General features: G+C 61.1%; 18 protein-coding genes and 2 tRNA genes. 18 read left to right on the top strand and 2 right to left on the bottom strand.

Annotation, left to right across the window (positions count from 1 at the left end; genetic code table 11):
* Positions 1 to 34: 34 nt before the first annotated feature.
* Positions 35 to 925 carry a LysR family transcriptional regulator gene (locus tag FQ192_RS12665; RefSeq protein ID WP_149658900.1) on the bottom strand — a complete coding sequence of 297 codons (891 nt, stop codon included), beginning with the start codon at positions 923 to 925 and terminating at the stop codon, positions 35 to 37.
* A 154-nt stretch (positions 926 to 1,079) separates the two neighbouring features.
* Between FQ192_RS12665 and leuC the strand changes: the two genes are divergently transcribed.
* The 7 genes from leuC to FQ192_RS12630 all read left to right on the top strand — a co-directional run bounded on the left by leuC (position 1,080) and on the right by FQ192_RS12630 (position 10,408).
* Positions 1,080 to 2,498 carry a 3-isopropylmalate dehydratase large subunit gene (gene leuC / locus FQ192_RS12660; RefSeq protein ID WP_149658899.1) on the top strand — a complete coding sequence of 473 codons (1,419 nt, stop codon included), beginning with the start codon at positions 1,080 to 1,082 and terminating at the stop codon, positions 2,496 to 2,498.
* 10 nt (positions 2,499 to 2,508) lie between these two features.
* Positions 2,509 to 3,153 carry a 3-isopropylmalate dehydratase small subunit gene (leuD, locus tag FQ192_RS12655; RefSeq protein WP_149658898.1) on the top strand — a complete coding sequence of 215 codons (645 nt, stop codon included), beginning with the start codon at positions 2,509 to 2,511 and terminating at the stop codon, positions 3,151 to 3,153.
* Positions 3,154 to 3,295: 142 nt separating this feature from the next.
* Positions 3,296 to 4,054, top strand: coding sequence for a class I SAM-dependent methyltransferase (locus FQ192_RS12650; protein ID WP_149658897.1), 759 nt, complete (start codon positions 3,296 to 3,298; stop codon positions 4,052 to 4,054).
* Positions 4,055 to 4,104: 50 nt separating this feature from the next.
* Positions 4,105 to 5,187 (top strand): 3-isopropylmalate dehydrogenase, encoded by a 1,083-nt coding sequence (gene leuB / locus FQ192_RS12645; protein ID WP_149658896.1) that lies wholly within the window; start codon positions 4,105 to 4,107, stop codon positions 5,185 to 5,187.
* A 69-nt stretch (positions 5,188 to 5,256) separates the two neighbouring features.
* Positions 5,257 to 6,369 carry an aspartate-semialdehyde dehydrogenase gene (asd, locus tag FQ192_RS12640; protein WP_149658895.1) on the top strand — a complete coding sequence of 371 codons (1,113 nt, stop codon included), beginning with the start codon at positions 5,257 to 5,259 and terminating at the stop codon, positions 6,367 to 6,369.
* 165 nt (positions 6,370 to 6,534) lie between these two features.
* Complete coding sequence (locus tag FQ192_RS12635) at positions 6,535 to 7,545, top strand: aspartate-semialdehyde dehydrogenase (protein ID WP_149658894.1); 1,011 nt, start codon at positions 6,535 to 6,537, stop codon at positions 7,543 to 7,545.
* Between the two features lie 208 nt (positions 7,546 to 7,753).
* A complete protein-coding gene (locus FQ192_RS12630; protein WP_149658893.1) occupies positions 7,754 to 10,408 on the top strand; it encodes a FimV/HubP family polar landmark protein in 2,655 nt (884 codons plus the stop codon).
* 83 nt (positions 10,409 to 10,491) lie between these two features.
* Here FQ192_RS12630 and FQ192_RS12625 read toward each other — a convergent pair whose 3' ends face one another.
* On the bottom strand, positions 10,492 to 11,154 hold the full coding sequence (locus FQ192_RS12625) for a M24 family metallopeptidase (protein WP_149658892.1): 663 nt from the start codon (positions 11,152 to 11,154) through the stop codon (positions 10,492 to 10,494).
* 176 nt (positions 11,155 to 11,330) lie between these two features.
* On the opposite strand from FQ192_RS12625, the gene truA reads away from it, so the two are divergent.
* The 11 genes from truA (at position 11,331) to FQ192_RS12570 (ending at position 20,627) form a co-directional block, all read left to right on the top strand.
* Positions 11,331 to 12,155, top strand: coding sequence for a tRNA pseudouridine(38-40) synthase TruA (truA, locus tag FQ192_RS12620; RefSeq protein ID WP_149658974.1), 825 nt, complete (start codon positions 11,331 to 11,333; stop codon positions 12,153 to 12,155).
* A gap of 63 nt (positions 12,156 to 12,218) precedes the next feature.
* The gene (locus tag FQ192_RS12615; protein WP_149658891.1) at positions 12,219 to 12,848 is read left to right on the top strand and encodes a phosphoribosylanthranilate isomerase; all 630 of its coding nucleotides are present in this window, start codon (positions 12,219 to 12,221) and stop codon (positions 12,846 to 12,848) included.
* Positions 12,849 to 13,023: 175 nt separating this feature from the next.
* Positions 13,024 to 13,944, top strand: coding sequence for an acetyl-CoA carboxylase, carboxyltransferase subunit beta (gene accD, locus FQ192_RS12610; protein WP_054052935.1), 921 nt, complete (start codon positions 13,024 to 13,026; stop codon positions 13,942 to 13,944).
* A complete protein-coding gene (gene folC / locus FQ192_RS12605; RefSeq protein WP_149658890.1) occupies positions 13,941 to 15,248 on the top strand; it encodes a bifunctional tetrahydrofolate synthase/dihydrofolate synthase in 1,308 nt (435 codons plus the stop codon). Before accD ends, folC begins: the two co-directional genes overlap by 4 nt.
* Positions 15,232 to 15,858 carry an SPOR domain-containing protein gene (locus FQ192_RS12600; protein WP_149658889.1) on the top strand — a complete coding sequence of 209 codons (627 nt, stop codon included), beginning with the start codon at positions 15,232 to 15,234 and terminating at the stop codon, positions 15,856 to 15,858. Before folC ends, FQ192_RS12600 begins: the two co-directional genes overlap by 17 nt.
* Before the next feature lie 98 nt (positions 15,859 to 15,956).
* The gene (locus tag FQ192_RS12595; protein ID WP_149658888.1) at positions 15,957 to 16,517 is read left to right on the top strand and encodes a CvpA family protein; all 561 of its coding nucleotides are present in this window, start codon (positions 15,957 to 15,959) and stop codon (positions 16,515 to 16,517) included.
* Positions 16,518 to 16,558: 41 nt separating this feature from the next.
* The gene (gene purF / locus FQ192_RS12590; protein WP_123512535.1) at positions 16,559 to 18,064 is read left to right on the top strand and encodes an amidophosphoribosyltransferase; all 1,506 of its coding nucleotides are present in this window, start codon (positions 16,559 to 16,561) and stop codon (positions 18,062 to 18,064) included.
* A 175-nt stretch (positions 18,065 to 18,239) separates the two neighbouring features.
* Positions 18,240 to 19,451, top strand: a complete 1,212-nt coding sequence (locus tag FQ192_RS12585) for an O-succinylhomoserine sulfhydrylase (protein ID WP_149658887.1) — start codon at positions 18,240 to 18,242, stop codon at positions 19,449 to 19,451.
* Positions 19,448 to 20,221 carry an SDR family oxidoreductase gene (locus FQ192_RS12580; RefSeq protein WP_123512539.1) on the top strand — a complete coding sequence of 258 codons (774 nt, stop codon included), beginning with the start codon at positions 19,448 to 19,450 and terminating at the stop codon, positions 20,219 to 20,221. Before FQ192_RS12585 ends, FQ192_RS12580 begins: the two co-directional genes overlap by 4 nt.
* Positions 20,222 to 20,419: 198 nt before the next feature.
* A tRNA-Val gene (locus tag FQ192_RS12575) sits at positions 20,420 to 20,495 on the top strand.
* 55 nt (positions 20,496 to 20,550) lie between these two features.
* Positions 20,551 to 20,627, top strand: a tRNA-Asp gene (locus FQ192_RS12570).
* Positions 20,628 to 20,639 lie beyond the last annotated feature (12 nt).

The raw sequence follows: 20,639 nt of genomic DNA, 5'->3' as shown, positions 1-20,639 counted from the left end.
ACGGGGTTTTGCAGCTCTATAGGAGTAGCACAAGTTAGCCGTGGGTCCCTGGCAGATCAATTTGTGCATCCAGCAGGGCCATAAAGGCGCGTGCCGCATTCGAAAGCGTCCTTTCCGTGTGCAGGATATAGCCTAGCTCGCGAGTGAGTTGTATGCCCGGCAAAGGTATGCGCGCCACCTGTTCATCAAGCATGGTGCGTGGCAAAACGCTCCAGGCCAGGCCGATCGAGACCATCATCTTGATCGTTTCCAGATAATTTGTGCTCATGGCGATGTTCGGCGTCAGGCCCTGGGCCTCGAACAGGCGCTGCACGATGTGATGAGTAAACGTGTTGCCGCCGGGGAACACCGCCGGGTGCAGGGCGATGTCCGCGAGGGTGACCGGGCCGTTGCTGATCAACGAATGCTCCGGGGCCACCACGAAATCCAGCGGGTCGTCCCACACCGGCGTCGCCTTGACCAACGCGTGGGGCTCGGGGGCAAGCGTGATGACTGCCAGTTCCGCACGGCCATGGAGGATTTCTTCGTAGGCCACTTCCGAATCGAGGAACTGAATATCCAGCGCCACTTGTGGGTAACGCCGGGTGAATTCCCTTAATAAGGGCGGCAAGCGGTGCAGGCCGATGTGGTGACTGGTGGCCAGGGTCAGGCGGCCGCTGACTTCGCCGGTGAGGTTAGTCAGGGCGCGGCGGGTGTCGTCCAGCACGTTGAGAATCTGATAGGCCCGGGGCAGCAGGGCGCGACCGGCCTCGGTCAGGCCGACTTCACGACCCAGGCGATCAAACAATCGCACCTTCAGTTGCTGTTCCAGCCCGGCAATTCGCTTGCTGATCGCCGGTTGGGTCAGGTGCAGCCGCTCGCCAGCGCCGGAGAAGCTGCCGGTCTCGGCAATCGCGATAAAAGCGTTGAGGTTGGCCAGATCCATTGTGGTATTCCAGTTGGTTATCCAAAGCATAAAAAATATGAATTTGAGTTATTTAATGTAACCCCCTAGGATCGACCTCACAAGCCAAGGGGTTATTGAACCGCTGCACAACCCAAGGCATAGAAAATAGAAGCAAGCTGATGAGGACCGTCTGATGGCCGGCAAAACGCTTTACGACAAGCTCTGGGATTCCCATGAAGTGAAACGGCGCGACGATGGGTCGTCGCTGATCTACATCGATCGCCACATCATCCATGAAGTGACCTCGCCCCAAGCTTTCGAAGGCCTGCGCCTGGCCGGGCGCAAGCCTTGGCGTGTCGACTCGATCATCGCCACCCCGGACCACAACGTGCCGACCACCCCGGATCGCAAGGGCGGGATCGAAGCGATCACCGACCAGGTCTCGCGTTTGCAGGTTCAGACCCTCGATGACTATTGCGACGAATACGGCATCACCGAGTTCAAAATGAACGACGTGCGCCAGGGCATCGTTCACGTGATCGGCCCGGAGCAGGGCGCGACCTTGCCGGGCATGACCGTGGTCTGCGGCGACTCGCACACTTCGACCCACGGCGCGTTTGGCGCCTTGGCTCACGGCATCGGCACTTCCGAGGTGGAGCATGTGTTCGCCACCCAGTGCCTGGTCGCCAAGAAAATGAAAAACATGCTCGTCTCGGTCGAAGGCAAGTTGCCGTTCGGCGTGACTGCCAAGGACATCGTCCTCGCGGTGATCGGCAAGATCGGCACCGCCGGCGGTAACGGCCACGCCATCGAGTTCGCTGGCAGCGCGATTCGCGACTTGTCCATCGAAGGCCGCATGACCATTTGCAACATGTCCATCGAGGCCGGTGCGCGTGTTGGCTTGGTAGCCGCCGACGAAAAAACCGTGGAATACGTCAAGGGCCGTCCATTCGCCCCGAAAGGCGCGGAATGGGACATGGCGGTTGAGGCGTGGAAAGACCTGGTTTCCGACGCTGATGCGGTGTTCGACACCGTGGTTGAACTCGACGCGACCCAGATCAAGCCGCAAGTCAGCTGGGGCACTTCGCCCGAGATGGTGTTGGCGGTTGATCAGAACGTGCCGGACCCGGCGAAGGAAATGGACCTGGTCAAACGCGGCTCTATCGAACGCGCCCTGAAATACATGGGTTTGAGCGCCAATCAGGCGATCACCGATATTCAGCTGGATCGCGTGTTCATCGGCTCCTGCACCAACTCGCGGATCGAAGACCTGCGCGCCGCGGCTGTGATTGCCAAGGGCCGCAAAGTCGCCTCGACCATCAAGCAAGCCATCGTGGTGCCGGGCTCGGGCCTGGTCAAGGCGCAAGCCGAGGCCGAAGGCCTGGACAAGATTTTCCTCGAAGCCGGCTTCGAGTGGCGTGAACCGGGCTGCTCGATGTGCCTGGCGATGAACCCGGACCGCCTGGAGTCGGGCGAGCACTGCGCCTCGACCTCCAACCGCAACTTCGAAGGGCGTCAGGGCGCCGGTGGCCGTACGCACCTGGTCAGCCCGGCGATGGCCGCTGCCGCTGCCGTCAACGGTCGTTTCATCGACGTTCGCGAACTGATCTGAGGAACCGCACATGAGAGCTTTTACCCAACACACCGGTTTGGTCGCGCCATTGGACCGGGCCAACGTCGACACCGACCAGATCATTCCGAAGCAGTTCTTGAAGTCGATCAAGCGCACCGGTTTTGGTCCGAACCTGTTTGACGAGTGGCGTTACCTGGACGTGGGCTATGCCTACCAGGACAACTCCAAGCGGCCGCTGAACAAGGATTTCGTGCTCAACGCCGAACGTTACCAAGGCGCCAGCGTGTTGCTGGCCCGGGAGAACTTCGGTTGCGGTTCCAGCCGTGAGCACGCGCCGTGGGCCCTGGAAGAGTACGGTTTCCGCAGCATCATCGCGCCGAGCTACGCCGACATTTTCTACAACAACAGCTTCAAGAACGGCTTGCTGCCGATCATCTTGAGCGACGCTGAAGTGGATGAGTTGTTCCAGCAGGTTGAAGCGAATCCTGGCTACCAGTTGACGGTCGACCTGCAAGCCCAGACCGTGACCCGGCCGGATGGCAAGGTCTATCACTTTGAGCTGGATGAATTCCGCAAGCATTGCCTGGTGAATGGTCTGGACGATATCGGCCTGACCTTGATGGATCACGAGGCGATTGCGTCGTTTGAAAGCAAGCACCGGGCGAGTCAGCCTTGGTTGTTTCGCGATGTTTGATTTTGTGTAAGGCCGGATGACGCCTTCGCGGGCAAGCCTCGCTCCTACAAGGGATCGCATTTCAACTGTAGGAGCGAGGCTTGCCCGCGAAGAGGCCCGCCCAGACGCCACAAGACTTCACCCCAAAAAAAGGAAGTTTCCCATGACCCAGCACAGCCAAGTCGTACAAAAGCAATTCGGTGAACAGGCCTCGGCCTACTTGAGCAGCGCCGTTCACGCTCAAGGCGCCGAATTCGCACTGCTACAGGCTGAACTGGCCGGGCAGGGCGACGCCCGCGTGCTGGACCTGGGTTGCGGCGCCGGTCACGTGAGTTTTCACGTGGCTTCGCTGGTCAAGGAAGTGGTGGCCTACGACCTGTCCCAGCAGATGCTCGACGTGGTGGCCGCAGCGGCGACTGATCGTGGTTTCAGTAATATCGCCACGGTCAACGGTGCCGCCGAGCGCCTGCCGTTCGCCGATGGCGAGTTCGACTTCGTGTTCAGCCGTTATTCGGCGCACCATTGGAGCGATCTTGGTTTGGCCCTACGGGAAGTGCGCCGGGTGCTGAAGCCGGGCGGGGTAGCGGCGTTTGTCGATGTGTTGTCGCCGGGCAGTCCGTTGTTCGACACCTACCTGCAAAGCGTCGAAGTGCTGCGCGACACCAGCCATGTGCGTGATTATTCCGCCGGCGAGTGGTTGCGTCAGGTCAGCGAAGCGGGGTTGCATACCCGCAGCACCACCCGTCAGCGACTGCGTCTGGAGTACACCTCGTGGGTGGAACGCATGCGCACGCCCGACGTGATGCGCGGGGCGATCCGCGCGTTGCAGCAGTCGATGGGCAATGAAGTGCGCGAATATTTTGAGATTGAAGCCGATGGTTCGTTTAGTACCGATGTACTGGTGCTGATGGCAGAACGATAGAATTTTTCCGGGCGCGCCCAAGGCGCACCGACTGATGACATGAGGAAAGCATGAGCAAGCAGATTCTGATTCTCCCAGGTGACGGTATTGGCCCGGAAATCATGGCCGAAGCAGTCAAGGTGCTGGAACTGGCCAACACCCAGTACAACCTGGGCTTCGAGCTGAGCCACGACGTGATCGGCGGCGCTGCCATCGACATACACGGCGTGCCACTGGCCGACGAAACCCTGGATCGCGCCCGCGCGGCCGACGCCGTATTGTTGGGCGCCGTGGGCGGCCCGAAATGGGACACCATCGAGCGTGACATCCGCCCTGAGCGCGGTCTGCTGAAGATTCGCGCGCAACTGGGCCTGTTCGGCAACCTGCGCCCGGCGATCCTGTATCCGCAACTGGCCGAGGCTTCCAGCCTGAAGCCGGAAATCGTCGCGGGCCTGGACATCCTGATCGTCCGTGAGCTGACCGGCGGCATCTACTTCGGCGCGCCACGTGGCACCCGCGTCCTGGAAAACGGCGAGCGTCAGGCCTACGACACCCTGCCTTACAGCGAAAGCGAGATTCGCCGTATCGCCCGGGTCGGTTTCGACATGGCCATGGTGCGCAGCAAAAAGCTCTGCTCCGTGGACAAGGCCAACGTGCTGGCGTCGAGCCAACTGTGGCGTGAAATCGTCGAGCAAGTGGCCAAGGATTACCCGGAAGTCGAACTGAGCCACATGTACGTCGACAACGCCGCCATGCAACTGGTGCGCGCACCGAAGCAGTTCGACGTGATCGTTACCGACAACCTGTTCGGCGACATTCTGTCCGACCAGGCGTCGATGCTCACCGGTTCCATCGGCATGCTGCCGTCGGCGTCGCTGGATACCAACAACAAGGGCATGTACGAGCCGTGCCACGGTTCGGCGCCGGACATCGCCGGCAAAGGCATTGCCAACCCGTTGGCGACTATCCTGTCCGTGTCGATGATGCTGCGTTACAGCTTCAATCAGCAGGAGGCGGCCAATGCCATCGAGAAGGCCGTGAGCCTGGTATTGGATCAAGGCCTGCGCACCGGCGACATCTGGTCGAACGGTTGCACTAAAGTCGGTACGCAGGAAATGGGCGACGCAGTAGTCGCCGCGCTGCGGAATCTGTAATCTCTCGGGCCCGCTGCCACTTTCAACTTCGAAAGCAGCGGCCCACTTTTTAAAGAAGGTGTAGTTGCGATGAAACGTGTAGGTCTGATCGGTTGGCGCGGTATGGTCGGTTCCGTGCTCATGCAGCGGATGCTGGAAGAGCAGGATTTCGATCTTATCGAGCCGGTGTTTTTCACCACTTCCAATGTCGGTGGCCAAGGCCCGTCCGTGGGCAAGGACATTGCTCCGCTCAAGGACGCTTACAGCATTGAAGAGCTGAAAACCCTCGACGTGATTCTGACCTGCCAGGGTGGCGACTACACCAGCGAAGTCTTCCCGAAACTGCGCGAAGCCGGCTGGCAGGGTTACTGGATCGACGCCGCTTCGAGCCTGCGCATGCAGGACGACGCGGTGATCGTGCTGGACCCGGTGAACCGCAAGGTCATCGACCAGCAGCTCGACGCGGGCACCAAGAACTACATCGGCGGCAACTGCACCGTCAGCCTGATGCTGATGGGCCTGGGCGGCTTGTTCGAAGCCGGTCTGGTGGAGTGGATGAGCGCCATGACCTATCAGGCGGCCTCCGGTGCCGGCGCGCAGAACATGCGTGAACTGATCAAGCAAATGGGCGCGACCCACGCCGCTGTCGCCGATCAACTGGCCGACCCGGCCAGCGCGATCCTCGACATCGACCGCCGTGTCGCCGAAGCCATGCGCAGCGACGCGTACCCGACCGAAAACTTCGGCGTACCGCTGGCCGGCAGCCTGATCCCGTGGATCGACAAGGAGCTGCCGAACGGTCAGAGCCGCGAAGAGTGGAAGGCCCAGGCCGAGACCAACAAGATCCTCGGTCGCTTCAAGAGCCCGATTCCAGTCGACGGCATCTGCGTGCGCATCGGCGCCATGCGCTGCCACAGCCAGGCGCTGACCATCAAGCTGAACAAAGACGTGCCGATCGCCGACATCGAAGGGCTGATCAGCCAGCACAACCCTTGGGTCAAACTGGTGCCGAACAGCCGCGAAGCCAGCATTCAGGAACTGAGCCCGACGAAAGTCACCGGCACCCTGAACGTACCGGTGGGCCGTCTGCGCAAGCTGAACATGGGCACGCAGTATCTGGGCGCGTTCACCGTTGGCGACCAACTGCTGTGGGGCGCGGCTGAACCGCTGCGTCGCATGCTGCGGATCCTGCTTGAGCGTTGATCGCTTGAAGTTGTGAAAGCACCCGCGCCTTGAAAGAGGTGCGGGTTTTTTATGCCCACCGATCATTCCCACGCTCCGCGTGGGAATGATCGGGGTGGGCCGAATTGCCTGTGAGCCACCCACCCGGTAAAGTGCCGCTCCCCCCGTTTCGCCAGAGGTAGAACCATGAGTCAGTCCTTTGATATTGCCGTGATCGGCGCCACCGGAACTGTCGGCGAAACGCTGGTGCAGATTCTCGAAGAGCGCGACTTTCCGGTCGGCAACCTGCACCTGCTGGCCAGCAGCGAGTCCGCCGGGCATTCGGTGCCGTTCCGCGGCAAGAACGTGCGGGTGCGGGAAGTCGATGAGTTTGATTTCAGCAAGGTGCAACTGGTGTTCTTCGCCGCCGGCCCGGCCGTGACCCTGAGTTTTGCATCCCGCGCCCGCGCCGCCGGTTGCTCGCTGATCGACCTTTCCGGTGCCTTGCCAGCGGATGAAGCGCCGCAAGTGGTGCCGGAAGCCAACGCCCAGGTGCTGGCCGGTCTGAAAAAGCCGTTCCAGGTCAGCAGCCCGAGCCCGTCGGCCACCACGTTGGCCGTGGTCCTTGCGCCGTTGCTCGACGTCATCGACCTGCAGCGTATCAACGTCACCGCCAGCCTCGCCGTGTCTGCCCAGGGCCGCGAAGCCGTCACCGAGCTGGCGCGCCAGACGGCCGAATTGCTCAACGTGCGTCCGCTGGAACCGACTTTCTTTGATCGGCAGATGGCTTTTAACCTGCTTGCCCAGGTCGGCAAGCCGGATGAACAAGGCCATACGCTGCTGGAAAAACGCCTGGTGCGCGAGCTGCGCCAGGTCATGTCGCTGCCTTTATTAAAGATTTCCGCAACTTGCATTCAAGCCCCGGTGTTTTTTGGCGATAGCTTTAGCGTGACCTTGCAGTCATCAAGCGCTGTCGACCTGGCCAAAGTGAACGCTGCCCTGGAAGACGCGCCGGGCATCGAGCTGGTGGAAGCCGGCGATTACCCGACGGCAGTAGGTGACGCGGTAGGGCAGGATGTGGTCTACGTTGGTCGGGTTCGCAGCGGTGTCGACGACCTGTCGGAACTAAATCTGTGGCTGACGTCAGATAACGTACGCAAAGGCGCCGCGCTCAATGCTGTGCAGGTGGCTGAATTGTTGATAAAAGACCTGCTGTAAAAGATACTTGGCAACAATTTGTCGAATGATTCTAACCGAGCGCTATGCTTGGCCGGAGTGCTTGACGGCGAGTCACCCTGTGGGGCTTCCCGGGCAGCAAAGAAATGATCGCGCGCGACGACCCTTCGCCGCCGCGCGCAATGCCTTACGGCAGCGACTTTCAACACCTTCTCGCTGGCCGAGGAATGTTCAAACAAAGGATGAGGCTATGGTTCAAGTTCGCAAACTGGTGTTAGCAATAGCGGCCGCCTCGGCGCTGTCCTCCGGTATGGCGCATGCCCTCGGGCTCGGGGAACTGACCCTGAAGTCCACGCTGAACCAGCCACTGGTGGCCGAAATCGAGCTGCTCGACGTCAAGGACCTCACCGCTGCCGAAGTGGTGCCGAGCCTGGCCTCGCCGGACGATTTCGCCAAGGCCGGGGTTGATCGCCAGGCATTCCTCAATGACCTGACCTTTACCCCGGTGCTCAACGCCAGCGGCAAAAGCATCCTGCGCGTGACGTCCAGCAAACCGCTCTCCGAGCCGATGGTGAAATTCCTCGTGCAGGTGATGTGGCCTAACGGTCGCTTGCTGCGCGACTACAGCGTGCTGCTCGATCCGTCCAAATTCTCGCCGCAAACCGCCGATGCGGCCGCGCAACCTGCGCCGTCCCAAGCGGTCTCCGCACCCGCGACCGGCGCCACCAAGCCGTCGACCTACACCACTACGCCGCGCGATACCCTGTGGGAAATCGCGGCCAAGGCGCGTAATGGCGGTTCGGTGCAACAAACCATGCTGGCCATCCAGGCGTTGAACCCGGATGCCTTCATCAATGGCAACATCAACTTGCTGAAAACCGGCCAGGTCCTGCGCATGCCGGATCAGGTGCAAAGCACCAGCTTGCCGCAGCCTAAAGCCATCGCTGAAGTCGCCGCGCAGAACACCGCGTGGCGCCAGGGCCGCCGTTATGTGGCCAAGCCTGGCACTGGCCAGCAGCAACTCGATGCGACCAAGCGTGGCAGTGCTGATGCCGGTTCCGCCCAGGCGGCGAAAGACAAGTTGAGCCTGGTGTCAGCCGAATCTGGCAAGGGTCGTAAAGGTGCCGCTGGCGACGCGAAGAATCTGAGCAACAAACTGGCGGTGACCCAGGAAAGCCTCGACACGACCCGTCGTGACAACGCGGAACTGAAAAGCCGCATGACCGACCTGCAAAGTCAGCTGGACAAGCTGCAACGCCTGATCGAGCTGAAAAACAATCAACTGGCCAAGCTGCAAGCTGAGGGCGCTGCTCCGGCTGCTCCGGCTGCTCCGGCCGCGCCAGCAGTGGCGGCTGCTCCGGCAATATCGGCCGAGCTGACGCCGGCACCGGCGGCAACCCCGACGGAAGCGGCACCGGCAACCCCTGCACCGGTGGTAACCGCGCCTGAAGCCACACCGGCCCCGGCCGAAACGCCCGTCGAGCCGACTCCTGTGGCTTCCGACGATCAGAAATTCAACGACCTGCTGACCAACCCAGTCCTCTTGGGCCTGGTGGGTGGCGGCGCCATCGTCCTGCTGCTGTTGCTGTTGCTGCTGGCCCGTCGCCGCAAAGCCCAGCAAGAAGCCGAAAAGCATCTGCGCATGGCGCGTGCCCTGGCTGAAGAGCAGGAGTTTTCCCCCGAGCAAGACTTGCCGGAAAGCAGCTTCGAAGGCCTTGAAGTGCCGCCGCCAGCCGTGAAGCTGGCCAAGACGCCTGCACCTGCGCCGACGCCTGCACCCGCGCCGGCTCCGACCATTGAGCCCGTCGTGGTCGCTCCCGTGATTGCCGCGCCGCTGGTTTCCCCGGCCGCTGAACGCAATGACGACGTCCTGACTCACGCTCAGTCGCACATCACTGCCGGTCGCCTGAATCAGGCGGCAGCCTTGCTCGAAGACGGTATCAAGCAAGAGCCGCAACGCAGCGACCTGCGCCTGAAGCTGATGGAAGTCTACGGTCAGCAAGGCGATCGTGATGCGTTCGTGGCCCAGGAGCGTCAGTTGGTGGCCAATGGCGAAAACTTCGCCCAGGTCGAACAGCTGAAAAGCCGTTTCCCGGCCATGGCGCTCGCCGCAGCCGGCGGTATCGCTGCCGCGGCTATTGCCGCCGAGCTGGACGCGCAATACGTCAAGGACCTGTTGCTGGATGAGCCTGAAGTTCCGGCAGCGGATCCGGCCGCCGATGATCTCGACAGCGCATTCGACTTGAGCCTGGATGACCTGGAAAACGTTTCTCCGGCAGTTGTTGCTCCGGCAGCGGAGCCGGAAGCCTTGGCGGAACTGGACGAATTCCCGCTGGACGACGATCTGAGCTTTGAATCGGTGCTGCAACAGCAGACCGACATCAAGGAAAACCTCGACGACCTGTCGGACTTCGATCTGGACCTGGACCTCGGTGGCGACGCTTCGCCTGCGACCCTGGCCGAAGACGATTTCCTGCTGGACCTGGACGAAGGCGTCAAGGACTTGCCGCCTGTCGAACCGCCGGCCGTGACCGAAGCGGCGCTGGACGACCTGGAACTGCCGGCGGATTTCGACCTGTCCCTGGCGGACGAAATGGACGTGCCTGAGCCGAAGGATGCATTTGCGGCTGAACTGGATGACGTCAACGCCGAGCTGGATCGTTTGTCCCAGAGCATGGGTGAGCCAACCTTCACCGCCGAAGACGCGGCCGCTTCCGTGGCCGACGAGCCGGATTTCGACTTCCTCTCCGGCACTGACGAAGTCGCCACCAAACTCGACCTGGCCCAGGCCTACATCGATATGGGCGACAACGACGGCGCCCGGGACATCCTCAATGAAGTCGTGACCGAGGGTGATGCAGGGCAGAAGAGCGAAGCCAAGGAAATGCTTTCGCGTCTGGCTTGATCCGGAATCGGTAGTAAACAAAGCGGCAGCCCATTGAGGCTGCCGTTTTTGTTTGGTGAAGCAAAAGATCGCAGTCTTTGCTCTTAACCCAACAAATCCTCATAAAACGCCCCGAACGGCCGGGTAGGGTGGGCAATCTGGATTTCCAGAATCCACAACCCTACATTCGGGCAGTCCTCGAAATTGCCCAGGTCTCCGGCGCGATAGATCGCATGCGGGAAATCACTGACCCGGTGCCCCTTGATCTCCAGGTTCAACTTCCAGCCCATCGCTGTCGCCTGTTCGTCGGCGTAGCGATACAGCTGCGGACCGGCCACCTGCTGGGTGCGCCAGTAATCGTGGACCAGATCGAACAGGGTTTTCGCCGCCACGGCGCACGCCTGCATCTCGGGATCGTTGCCGACGGTGAACGTCGCGCCCGAGTCGCCTTCATGGCGATCCCAGACCACGCCGAGGTCGATAAAGAAAATATCGTTTTCAGCCAGCACCGGATCGCCGTCGGAACGCTGCTTGAAGGTTTTCAGGGTGTTTTCGCCGAAGCGAATTTTCGACGGATGCCAGATGCGGTCCATGCCCAGTTCGTTCAGCACTTCGAGGCTCATTGTCTGGGCTTCTGACTCGAGCATGCCGGGTTTGATGCGGCGGGCCATTGCGTCGATGGCTTCCCAGGTTTTGCGTTTGGCGTGCAGCATGCCTTCCAGGCTATACGCCTGGCCGACAGCTTCCTTGTTCAATGTGGCGGTCATCATCAGGTCTCGGTTTTTGTGTTTTCGTTGTGTAGTTATCTATATAGCGAAGTCGGCGGGCGTGATGCAATGGCACACAGCTCTGGCGTCCCGGACCTGCGGCCTTATAATGCCCGCCTTTGCGTACATCAGCAGGCTGTCACCCCTTGGCAAATATAGATAATCCGGCCGCCGAAATGGCGGCCGACGGCTTTTTCCGCATCGCGCTGGGCGTGGAATACAAAGGCTCGCGTTATCGCGGCTGGCAGCGCCAGGCCTCTGGCGTGCTGACCGTGCAGGAAACCCTGGAAAACGCCTTGTCCAAAGTCGCCGATTCACCGGTGTCGCTGCATTGCGCCGGGCGTACCGATGCGGGCGTGCATGCCTGCGGCCAGGTGGTGCATTTCGATACCCAGGTTGAGCGTTCGCTCAAGGCCTGGGTCATGGGCGCCAACATCAATTTGCCCCACGACGTCAGCGTCAGCTGGGCCCAGGTCATGCCGCCGGATTTTCATGCGCGGTTCAAGGCCATCGCCCGGCGCTATCGCTATGTGATCTACAACGATCAGATCCGCCCGGCGCACCTGAACGAAGAAATCACCTGGAACCACCGCCCGCTGGACGTCGAGCGCATGGCCGAGGCTGCCCAGTATCTGGTCGGCACCCATGACTTCAGCGCGTTTCGGGCCGGGCAATGCCAGGCCAAGTCGCCGGTCAAGAAACTGCATCATCTGCGGGTCACCCGTCACGGCAAGATGATCGTGATCGATATTCGTGCCGGCTCCTTCCTGCATCACATGGTGCGCAACATCGCCGGGGTGCTGATGACCATCGGTACGGGCGAGCGTCCGGTGGAGTGGATGAAGGAAGTGCTGGAGAGCCGCGTTCGCCGTTCCGGCGGTGTCACGGCGCACCCCTTCGGCCTGTATCTGGTGCAGGTGGAGTACCACGACGAGTTCCAGTTGCCTGAGCGTTACATCGGGCCGCACTTCCTCACCGGTTTCACCGAACTTGACGGCTGACGCCCTCGAACGCATTTGTTACCATCCGGGACTTTCTCGGATTTGCCTTGGGGTTCTATCGACATGTCAGCCGTTCGCAGCAAGATTTGCGGGATTACCCGCATAGAAGATGCGTTGGCGGCAGTCGAGGCCGGGGCCGATGCCATCGGCTTTGTGTTTTACGCCAAAAGCCCACGGGCGGTGACGTTTGCGCAGGCGAGGGCGATTATCAAGGCCTTGCCGCCGTTCGTGACCACCGTGGGTTTGTTCGTCAACGCCAGTCGCTGCGAGTTGGGAGAAATCCTCGACGCCGTGCCGCTGGATCTGTTGCAGTTTCACGGCGACGAAGACGCTGGCGAATGCGAAAGCTGGAATCGTCCTTACATCAAGGCCCTGCGGGTCAAGGCCGGGGATGACATTGGTGCGGCATGCGATGCGTTTGCAGGTGCCAGCGGTATCCTGCTTGACGCTTACGTCGAAGGCGTACCCGGCGGAACCGGCGAAGCGTTCGACTGGTCACTGATACCGCAAGGCTTGAGCAAACCGATTATCCTTGCCGGCGGTTTGACCCCGGACAACGTCGCCGAGGCGATTGCGCGGGTCCGGCCTTACGCGGTGGACGTCAGCGGCGGGGTAGAGGCGAGCAAGGGCATCAAGGATCACGCGAAGATCCAGGCATTCATCAAAGCGGTACGTGATGTGACGGCTGGCTAACTGCCGCCGTCCACAGCTCTGTAGAAAAGAGGCTGAGGGTTTTCGGGTTGTACGCAGGTCAGTTTTTCTGACCCGGCCATCCGGCGATCATCGCCACACACATGAATTTAGCTCAAGGGCATACGCGGGGCTGCGAACCAAAGCGTTCGGGCCGCCGGTACTGGAGAAAGAAAGCATGAGCAACTGGTTAGTAGACAAACTGATCCCTTCGATCATGCGTTCCGAGGTCAAGAAGAGCTCGGTGCCTGAAGGTCTGTGGCACAAATGCCCGTCTTGCGAGGCTGTGCTGTATCGTCCGGAGCTGGAAAAGACCCTGGACGTTTGCCCCAAGTGCAACCACCACATGCGTATCGGCGCCCGCGCCCGCATCGACATTTTCCTCGACGCCGAAGGCCGTGCCGAACTGGGCGCGGACCTGGAGCCGGTTGACCGTCTGAAATTCCGCGACGGCAAGAAGTACAAGGACCGCCTGACCGCCGCGCAAAAAGCCACCGGCGAGAAAGATGCCCTGATCTCCATGAGCGGCACCCTGCTGGGTATGCCAGTGGTGGTTTCCGCGTTTGAGTTCTCCTTCATGGGCGGCTCGATGGGCGCCATCGTCGGTGAGCGCTTCGTGCGCGCCGCCAACTACGCACTGGAAAACAAATGCCCGATGATCTGCTTCGCCGCCTCCGGTGGCGCGCGGATGCAGGAAGCCCTGATCTCCCTGATGCAAATGGCCAAGACCTCGGCGGTCCTGGCGCGTCTGCGTGAAGAAGGCATCCCGTTCATCTCGGTGCTGACCGATCCGGTCTACGGCGGCGTTTCCGCCAGTCTGGCCATGCTGGGCGACGTGATCGTCGGCGAGCCAAAAGCCCTGATCGGCTTCGCCGGTCCGCGCGTAATCGAGCAAACCGTGCGTGAAAAACTGCCGGAAGGTTTCCAGCGCAGCGAGTTCCTGCTGGAACACGGCGCGATCGACATGATCATCCACCGCCAGGAACTGCGTCCGCGTCTGGGCAACCTGCTGGCACAAATGATGGGCCTGCCGACGCCGAAATTCGTCGCCGCCCCTATCGAGCCGATCGTGGTTCCACCGGTACCTGCGAACATATGACCCAACGTACCCTTGGCGAATGGCTCGCCTACCTTGAGCAGTTGCACCCTTCGGCCATCGACATGGGCCTGGAGCGCTCGCAACAGGTAGCGTCCCGCATGGGACTGGGCAAGCCGGCGCCTCGGGTGATCACGGTCACCGGCACCAACGGCAAGGGTTCTACCTGTGCGTTCGTGGCTTCATTGCTGCGGGCTCAGGGCCTGAATGTGGGTGTCTACAATTCTCCGCACCTGCTGCGTTACAACGAGCGGGTGCAGGTCAATGGCGTCGAAGCCACTGACGCCGAGCTGTGCGAAGCGTTTGCGGCGGTCGAGGCCGGGCGTGGCGAAACGTCCCTGACGTACTTCGAAATGGGCACCCTGGCGGCGTTCTGGCTGTTTCAACAGGCCAGTCTTGATGCGGTGGTGCTGGAAGTCGGCCTCGGCGGGCGTCTGGACACGGTCAACGTGGTCGATGCGGACATCGCACTCGTCACCAGTATTGGCGTGGACCACGCCGATTACCTGGGCGATACCCGTGAATCCGTGGCCTTCGAGAAGGCCGGCATCTTCCGTCAGGGCGCGCCTGCGCTCTGTGGTGATCTGAATCCTCCCCAACCCCTGCTGGACAAGGCGCGCGAGCTGGCTTGCCCGTTTTTCCTGCGTGGGCGCGATTTCGACCTTGGCATTACCGATCACAACTGGCAATGGCGCGGCCTCGATGCTCAAGGGCATGTGGTCGAACTGCATGACCTGCCGTTGCTCGATCTGCCGATGGAAAACGCGGCGTTGGCGTTGCAGGCTTATTTGCTGACGGGTTTGCCGTGGGTCGATACACAGATTGTTGAAGCGTTGAAAGCTACGCGGATCGTTGGTCGACTTGATCGCCGACAGTTCGACTGGGAAGGCAAGCGCCTGAATTTGTTACTGGATGTGGGGCACAATCCCCATGCAGCGGAGTATCTGGCCCGGCGCCTGGCCAGTCGTCCGCCGGTCGGCAAGCGCCTGGCGGTGTTCGGTTTGCTGGCGGACAAGGATCTGGATGGTGTCGTTGGCGAATTGAATGCTAGTGTCCAGTCATGGGCCGTAGCGCCGCTGGATTCGCCGCGGTCGCGTCCGGTCGAAGAATTACACGCGGCGTTGCAGAACCTTGGCGCGTCGGTAACGTCCTATGGCAGTGTGACGGCCGCCCTGGAAGGGCAGTGCGCACTGGCGACGAGCGACGACGAGATTCTGTTGTTCGGATCATTTTATTGTGTTGCCGAGGCCCTTGAATGGCTGGCTCGGCGCTCCACGGAGGAAGCGGCAAATGGCTTTGCTGGATAAGGCGTACAAACAGCGCATGGTCGGTGCCCTGGTATTGGTGGCGCTGGCGGTGATTTTCTTGCCGATGCTGTTTTCCCGTCAGGACGAACAGCGTCAGGTCACGGTGCAGGCGCCGTCTGCGCCGCAAGCCCCTGCGGTACCGCAAGTGCAGGTCGAACCGGTGGTGGTGCCTGAGCCGCAAGCCTTGCCTCAGGAACCAGTACCGAGCGACGACGAAATCGCCGATCAGCAAGCACCGACGATGCCGATTGCACCGGCTGCTCCAGTCGCTTCGGCTCCGGCTCCTGCTGCCAAGCCGGCACCGTCCCAGCCAATTGCCGCCGCACCGGCGAAACCGGACACCACCCAGAGCCGCGTCGATGCCAATGGCCTGTCGGTCAGTTGGTCGGTGCAACTGGCCAGCCTGTCGAGCCGCGCCAGTGCCGAAAGCCTGCAGAAATCCCTGCGCAGCCAGGGCTACAACGCTTACATCCGTACCGCCGATGGCAAGAACCGGGTGTTTGTCGGGCCGCTTATCGAGCGCGCAGAAGCCGATCGCCTGCGTGACTTGTTGGGCCGCCAGCAGAACCTGAAAGGTTTTGTCGTACGTTTCCAGCCTGAGCGTGGCTAACACTATCGCCCCGATTTGAAATGCACTGACAATCGCAGCTTACCGATAAGCATGGGCTCTGCTAAAATGCGCCGCCTTATCCGTCTGTAGGCTGCACTGTGCCATTTACCTGGGTTGACTGGGCGATCGTTGCAATCGTCGCCATCTCCGCATTGATCAGTCTGAGCCGCGGCTTCGTCAAAGAAGCGTTATCGCTGGTGACCTGGATCATCGCAGGAGCTGTTGCCTGGATGTTCGGTGGTTCATTGTCCGAGTACCTCGCCGGATACATCGAAACGCCATCGGCCCGTGTGATCACGGGCTGCGCCATCATGTTTATCGCCACGTTAATCGTCGGCGCAATGATCAATTATCTTATCGGCGAATTGGTTCGTGTGACCGGGTTGTCCGGAACCGATCGATTCCTCGGCATGGCCTTCGGCGCCGCGCGTGGCGTGTTGCTGGTGGTCGTGGCGGTCGGGCTGTTGAGCCTGGGGCCGGTACAGCAGGACAGCTGGTGGAAAGAATCACAGCTCGTGCCAAAATTTTTATTGGTCGCAGATTGGTCCAAAAACCTGATTCTCGGGTGGAGCAGTCAGTGGCTTGCCAGCGGTATCAGCGTACCCGCTGAATTACCGTTCAAGGAACACCTCTTGCCGACGGCCAAAACGCCTCAGTGAGTGGTGCTCAGTTCAGATCCATTAAGTAGGGGTTGCGTCGCATGTGTGGCATCGTCGGTATCGTCGGTAAGTCGAACGTCAATCAGGCGCTGTATGACGCGCTAACCGTGCTCCAGCACCGCGGCCAGGACGCTGCCGGTATCGTGACCAGCCATGATGGCCGGTTATTCCTGCGCAAGGACAATGGCCTGGTGCGTGACGTGTTCCATCAGCGTCACATGCAGCGCCTGGTCGGTCACATGGGCATTGGCCATGTGCGTTACCCGACCGCAGGCAGTTCGACCTCGGCCGAAGCTCAACCGTTTTACGTCAACTCGCCTTACGGCATCACCCTGGCGCACAACGGTAACCTGACCAACGTTGAACAGCTGGCCAAGGAGATTTACGAATCTGACTTGCGCCACGTCAACACCAACTCCGATTCGGAAGTGCTGCTCAACGTGTTCGCACACGAACTGGCCCAGCGCGGCAAGTTGCAGCCAACCGAAGAAGACGTATTCGCCGCCGTGACTGACGTGCACAACCGTTGCGTCGGTGGCTACGCGGTCGTGGCGATGGTCACCGGTTACGGCATCGTCGGTTTCCGTGACCCGCACGGCATCCGCCCGATCGTCTTCGGCCAGCGTCACACCGACGAAGGCGTCGAGTACATGATCGCCTCCGAAAGCGTGTCCCTGGACGTGCTCGGCTTCACCCTGATTCGCGACCTGGCACCGGGCGAAGCGGTCTACATCACTGAAGACGGCAAGCTGCACACCCGTCAGTGCGCGACCAACCCGTCCCTGACCCCGTGCATCTTCGAACACGTCTACCTGGCGCGTCCGGACTCGATCATCGACGGCGTCTCGGTCTACAAGGCCCGCCTGCGCATGGGCGAGAAGCTCGCCGACAAGATCCTGCGTGAGCGTCCTGAGCACGACATCGACGTGGTCATCCCGATCCCGGACACCAGTCGTACCGCGGCCCTGGAGCTGGCGAACCACTTGGGCGTCAAGTTCCGCGAAGGCTTCGTGAAGAACCGCTACATCGGCCGGACCTTCATCATGCCGGGCCAGGCCGCACGGAAAAAATCCGTACGCCAGAAGCTCAACGCCATCGAACTGGAATTCCGCGGCAAGAACGTGATGCTGGTGGACGATTCCATCGTTCGCGGCACCACCTGCAAGCAGATCATCCAGATGGCCCGTGAAGCCGGCGCGAAAAACGTCTACTTCTGCTCCGCCGCGCCAGCCGTTCGCTACCCGAACGTCTATGGCATCGACATGCCGAGCGCCCACGAGCTGATCGCCCACAACCGTTCGACCCAGGACGTGGCTGACCTGATCGGCGCCGACTGGCTGATCTATCAGGACTTGCCTGACTTGATCGAAGCGGTCGGCGGCGGCAAGATCAAGATCGAGAAGTTCGATTGCGCGGTGTTCGACGGCCAGTACGTGACCGGCGACGTCGACGAGGCTTACCTGAACAAGATCGAGCAGGCACGTAACGATGCCTCCAAGGTCAAGACCCAGGCAGTCAGTGCGATCATTGATCTGTATAACAACTGAGTAACTACCGGCCTGTATCTGTAGGAGCGAGGCTTGCCCGCGAAGGCGGTGTCACAGGCAACAGTGATGTTGAATGTGGCGACCCCTTCGCGGGCAAGCCTCGCTCCTACAATAACGGGTGTCCCCCTCCAGGCCGGTTTTGTATCTACTACCGAGCAAGGCAAGGAGTGACAGCATGAGTCAGGATTGGGATGCCGGTCGGCTGGACAGCGACCTCGATGGCGTAGCGTTCGATACCCTGGCCGTACGCGCCGGTCAGCACCGTACGCCGGAAGGCGAGCACGGTGATCCGATGTTCTTCACTTCCAGCTATGTATTCCGTACCGCTGCCGACGCGGCGGCGCGTTTCTCCGGTGAAGTGCCGGGCAACGTTTACTCGCGTTACACCAACCCGACCGTGCGTGCGTTCGAAGAGCGTATCGCTGCGCTGGAAAGCGCTGAGCAAGCGGTGGCCACGGCCACCGGCATGGCCGCGATCATGGCGGTGGTGATGAGCCTGTGCAGCGCCGGTGACCACGTGCTCGTTTCGCGCAGCGTGTTCGGTTCGACCATCAGCCTGTTCGAGAAGTACTTCAAGCGCTTTGGCATTGAAGTCGATTACGTGCCTCTGGCGGACTTGTCCGGCTGGGATGCGGCGATCAAGGCCAACACTAAATTGCTGTTCGTCGAATCGCCATCCAACCCGCTGGCCGAGTTGGTGGACATCGCCGAACTGTCGAACATCGCTCACGCCAAGGGCGCGATGCTGGTGGTCGACAACTGCTTCTGCACCCCGGCCCTGCAACAACCGTTGAAGTTGGGCGCGGACATCGTCGTGCACTCGGCGACCAAGTTCATCGACGGCCAGGGCCGTTGCATGGGCGGCGTGGTCGCGGGTCGTAGCGAACAGATGAAAGAAATCGTCGGTTTCCTGCGCACCGCCGGGCCGACCCTCAGCCCGTTCAATGCCTGGATCTTCCTCAAGGGCCTCGAAACCCTGAACCTGCGGATGAAGGCGCACTGCGCCAACGCCCAGCAACTGGCCGAGTGGCTGGAGCAGCAGGACGGCATCGAGAAAGTCCATTACGCCGGTCTCAAGAGCCATCCGCAGCACGAACTGGCCTTGCGTCAGCAGAAAGGCTTCGGCGCGGTCGTGAGTTTTGAAGTCAAGGGTGGCAAAGAGGGCGCCTGGCGCTTTATCGATGCGACCCGTTTGATTTCCATCACCGCCAACCTCGGTGACACCAAGACCACCATCACCCACCCGAGCACCACCTCCCACGGCCGTCTGGCGCCGCAAGAGCGTGAAGCCGCGGGGATCCGTGACAGCCTGATCCGCATTGCGGTCGGCCTGGAAGACGTGGCCGACCTGCAAGCCGATCTGGCGCGCGGTTTGGCTGCCTTGTGATCGAGTTGTCGACGCCGAGTACAGGCACCCATGGCCGCGTTGCGCTGGTCACCGGTGCCGCGCGGGGCATTGGCCTGGGCATCGCGGCCTGGCTGATCAGCGAAGGCTGGCAGGTGGTGCTGACGGACCTGGATCGCGTGCGCGGTTCGAAAGTGGCGAAGGTGCTGGGCGACAACGCCTGGTTCATCGCCATGGACGTGTCGAACGAAGGGCAGGTGGCATTGGGCGTCGCTGAGGTCTTGGGGCAGTTCGGGCGCCTGGATGCGCTGGTGTGCAATGCGGCGGTCGCCGACCCGCACAACATCACTCTTGAAAGCCTCGACCTGGCGTACTGGAACCGTGTATTGGCGGTCAACCTCAGTGGGCCGATGTTGCTGGCCAAGCACTGTGCGCCGTACCTGCGCGCCCACAACGGTGCGATCGTCAACCTGGCCTCGACCCGCGCCGGGCAGTCGGAACCGGACACCGAGGCTTACGCGGCGAGCAAGGGCGGACTGTTGGCCCTGACTCACGCGTTGGCGATCAGCCTGGGGCCGGAGATCCGCGTCAATGCGGTCAGCCCAGGCTGGATCGATGCCCGGGACCCGGCTGCACGGCGTGCAGAACCCCTGACCGATGCCGACCATGCCCAGCATCCGGCGGGCAGGGTAGGGACAGTCGAGGACGTGGCGGCGATGGTGGCGTGGCTGTTATCGCGCAACGCCGGTTTCGTCACGGGCCAGGAGTTCGTGGTCGATGGCGGCATGACCAAGAAGATGGTCTACGCGTAGAGAGCTGTAAGTTTCTAGCGGCAAGCTGCAAGTAAAGGCGACCACGTGCAGGCTTGAATACGCAATCCTGCTTTTACTTGTCGCTTGTAGCTTGCGACTTGAAGCTGCCTTCTTGCAGCTATTTTGAAAAAACTTCAATCCTGCTATTGACTTAGGTTCGCTACCTGCGTAAATTTCGCGGCCTCGGAGATGCAAACCGGGTGATTAGCTCAGCTGGGAGAGCGTCTGCCTTACAAGCAGAATGTCGGCGGTTCGATCCCGTCATCACCCACCACTTCCGAGAGTCTTGCGAAAGCAAGATGGAAGCTTTTAAAAGCCTCCACCGACGCGCAGCGGTAGTTCAGTCGGTTAGAATACCGGCCTGTCACGCCGGGGGTCGCGGGTTCGAGTCCCGTCCGCTGCGCCATATTTGCGAAGC

Source organism: Pseudomonas sp. ANT_J12 (genome assembly GCF_008370045.1).
GTDB lineage: Bacteria > Pseudomonadota > Gammaproteobacteria > Pseudomonadales > Pseudomonadaceae > Aquipseudomonas.
Note: the sequence above shows the minus strand (reverse complement) of the source record. Positions and strands in the feature narration are given on the sequence as shown.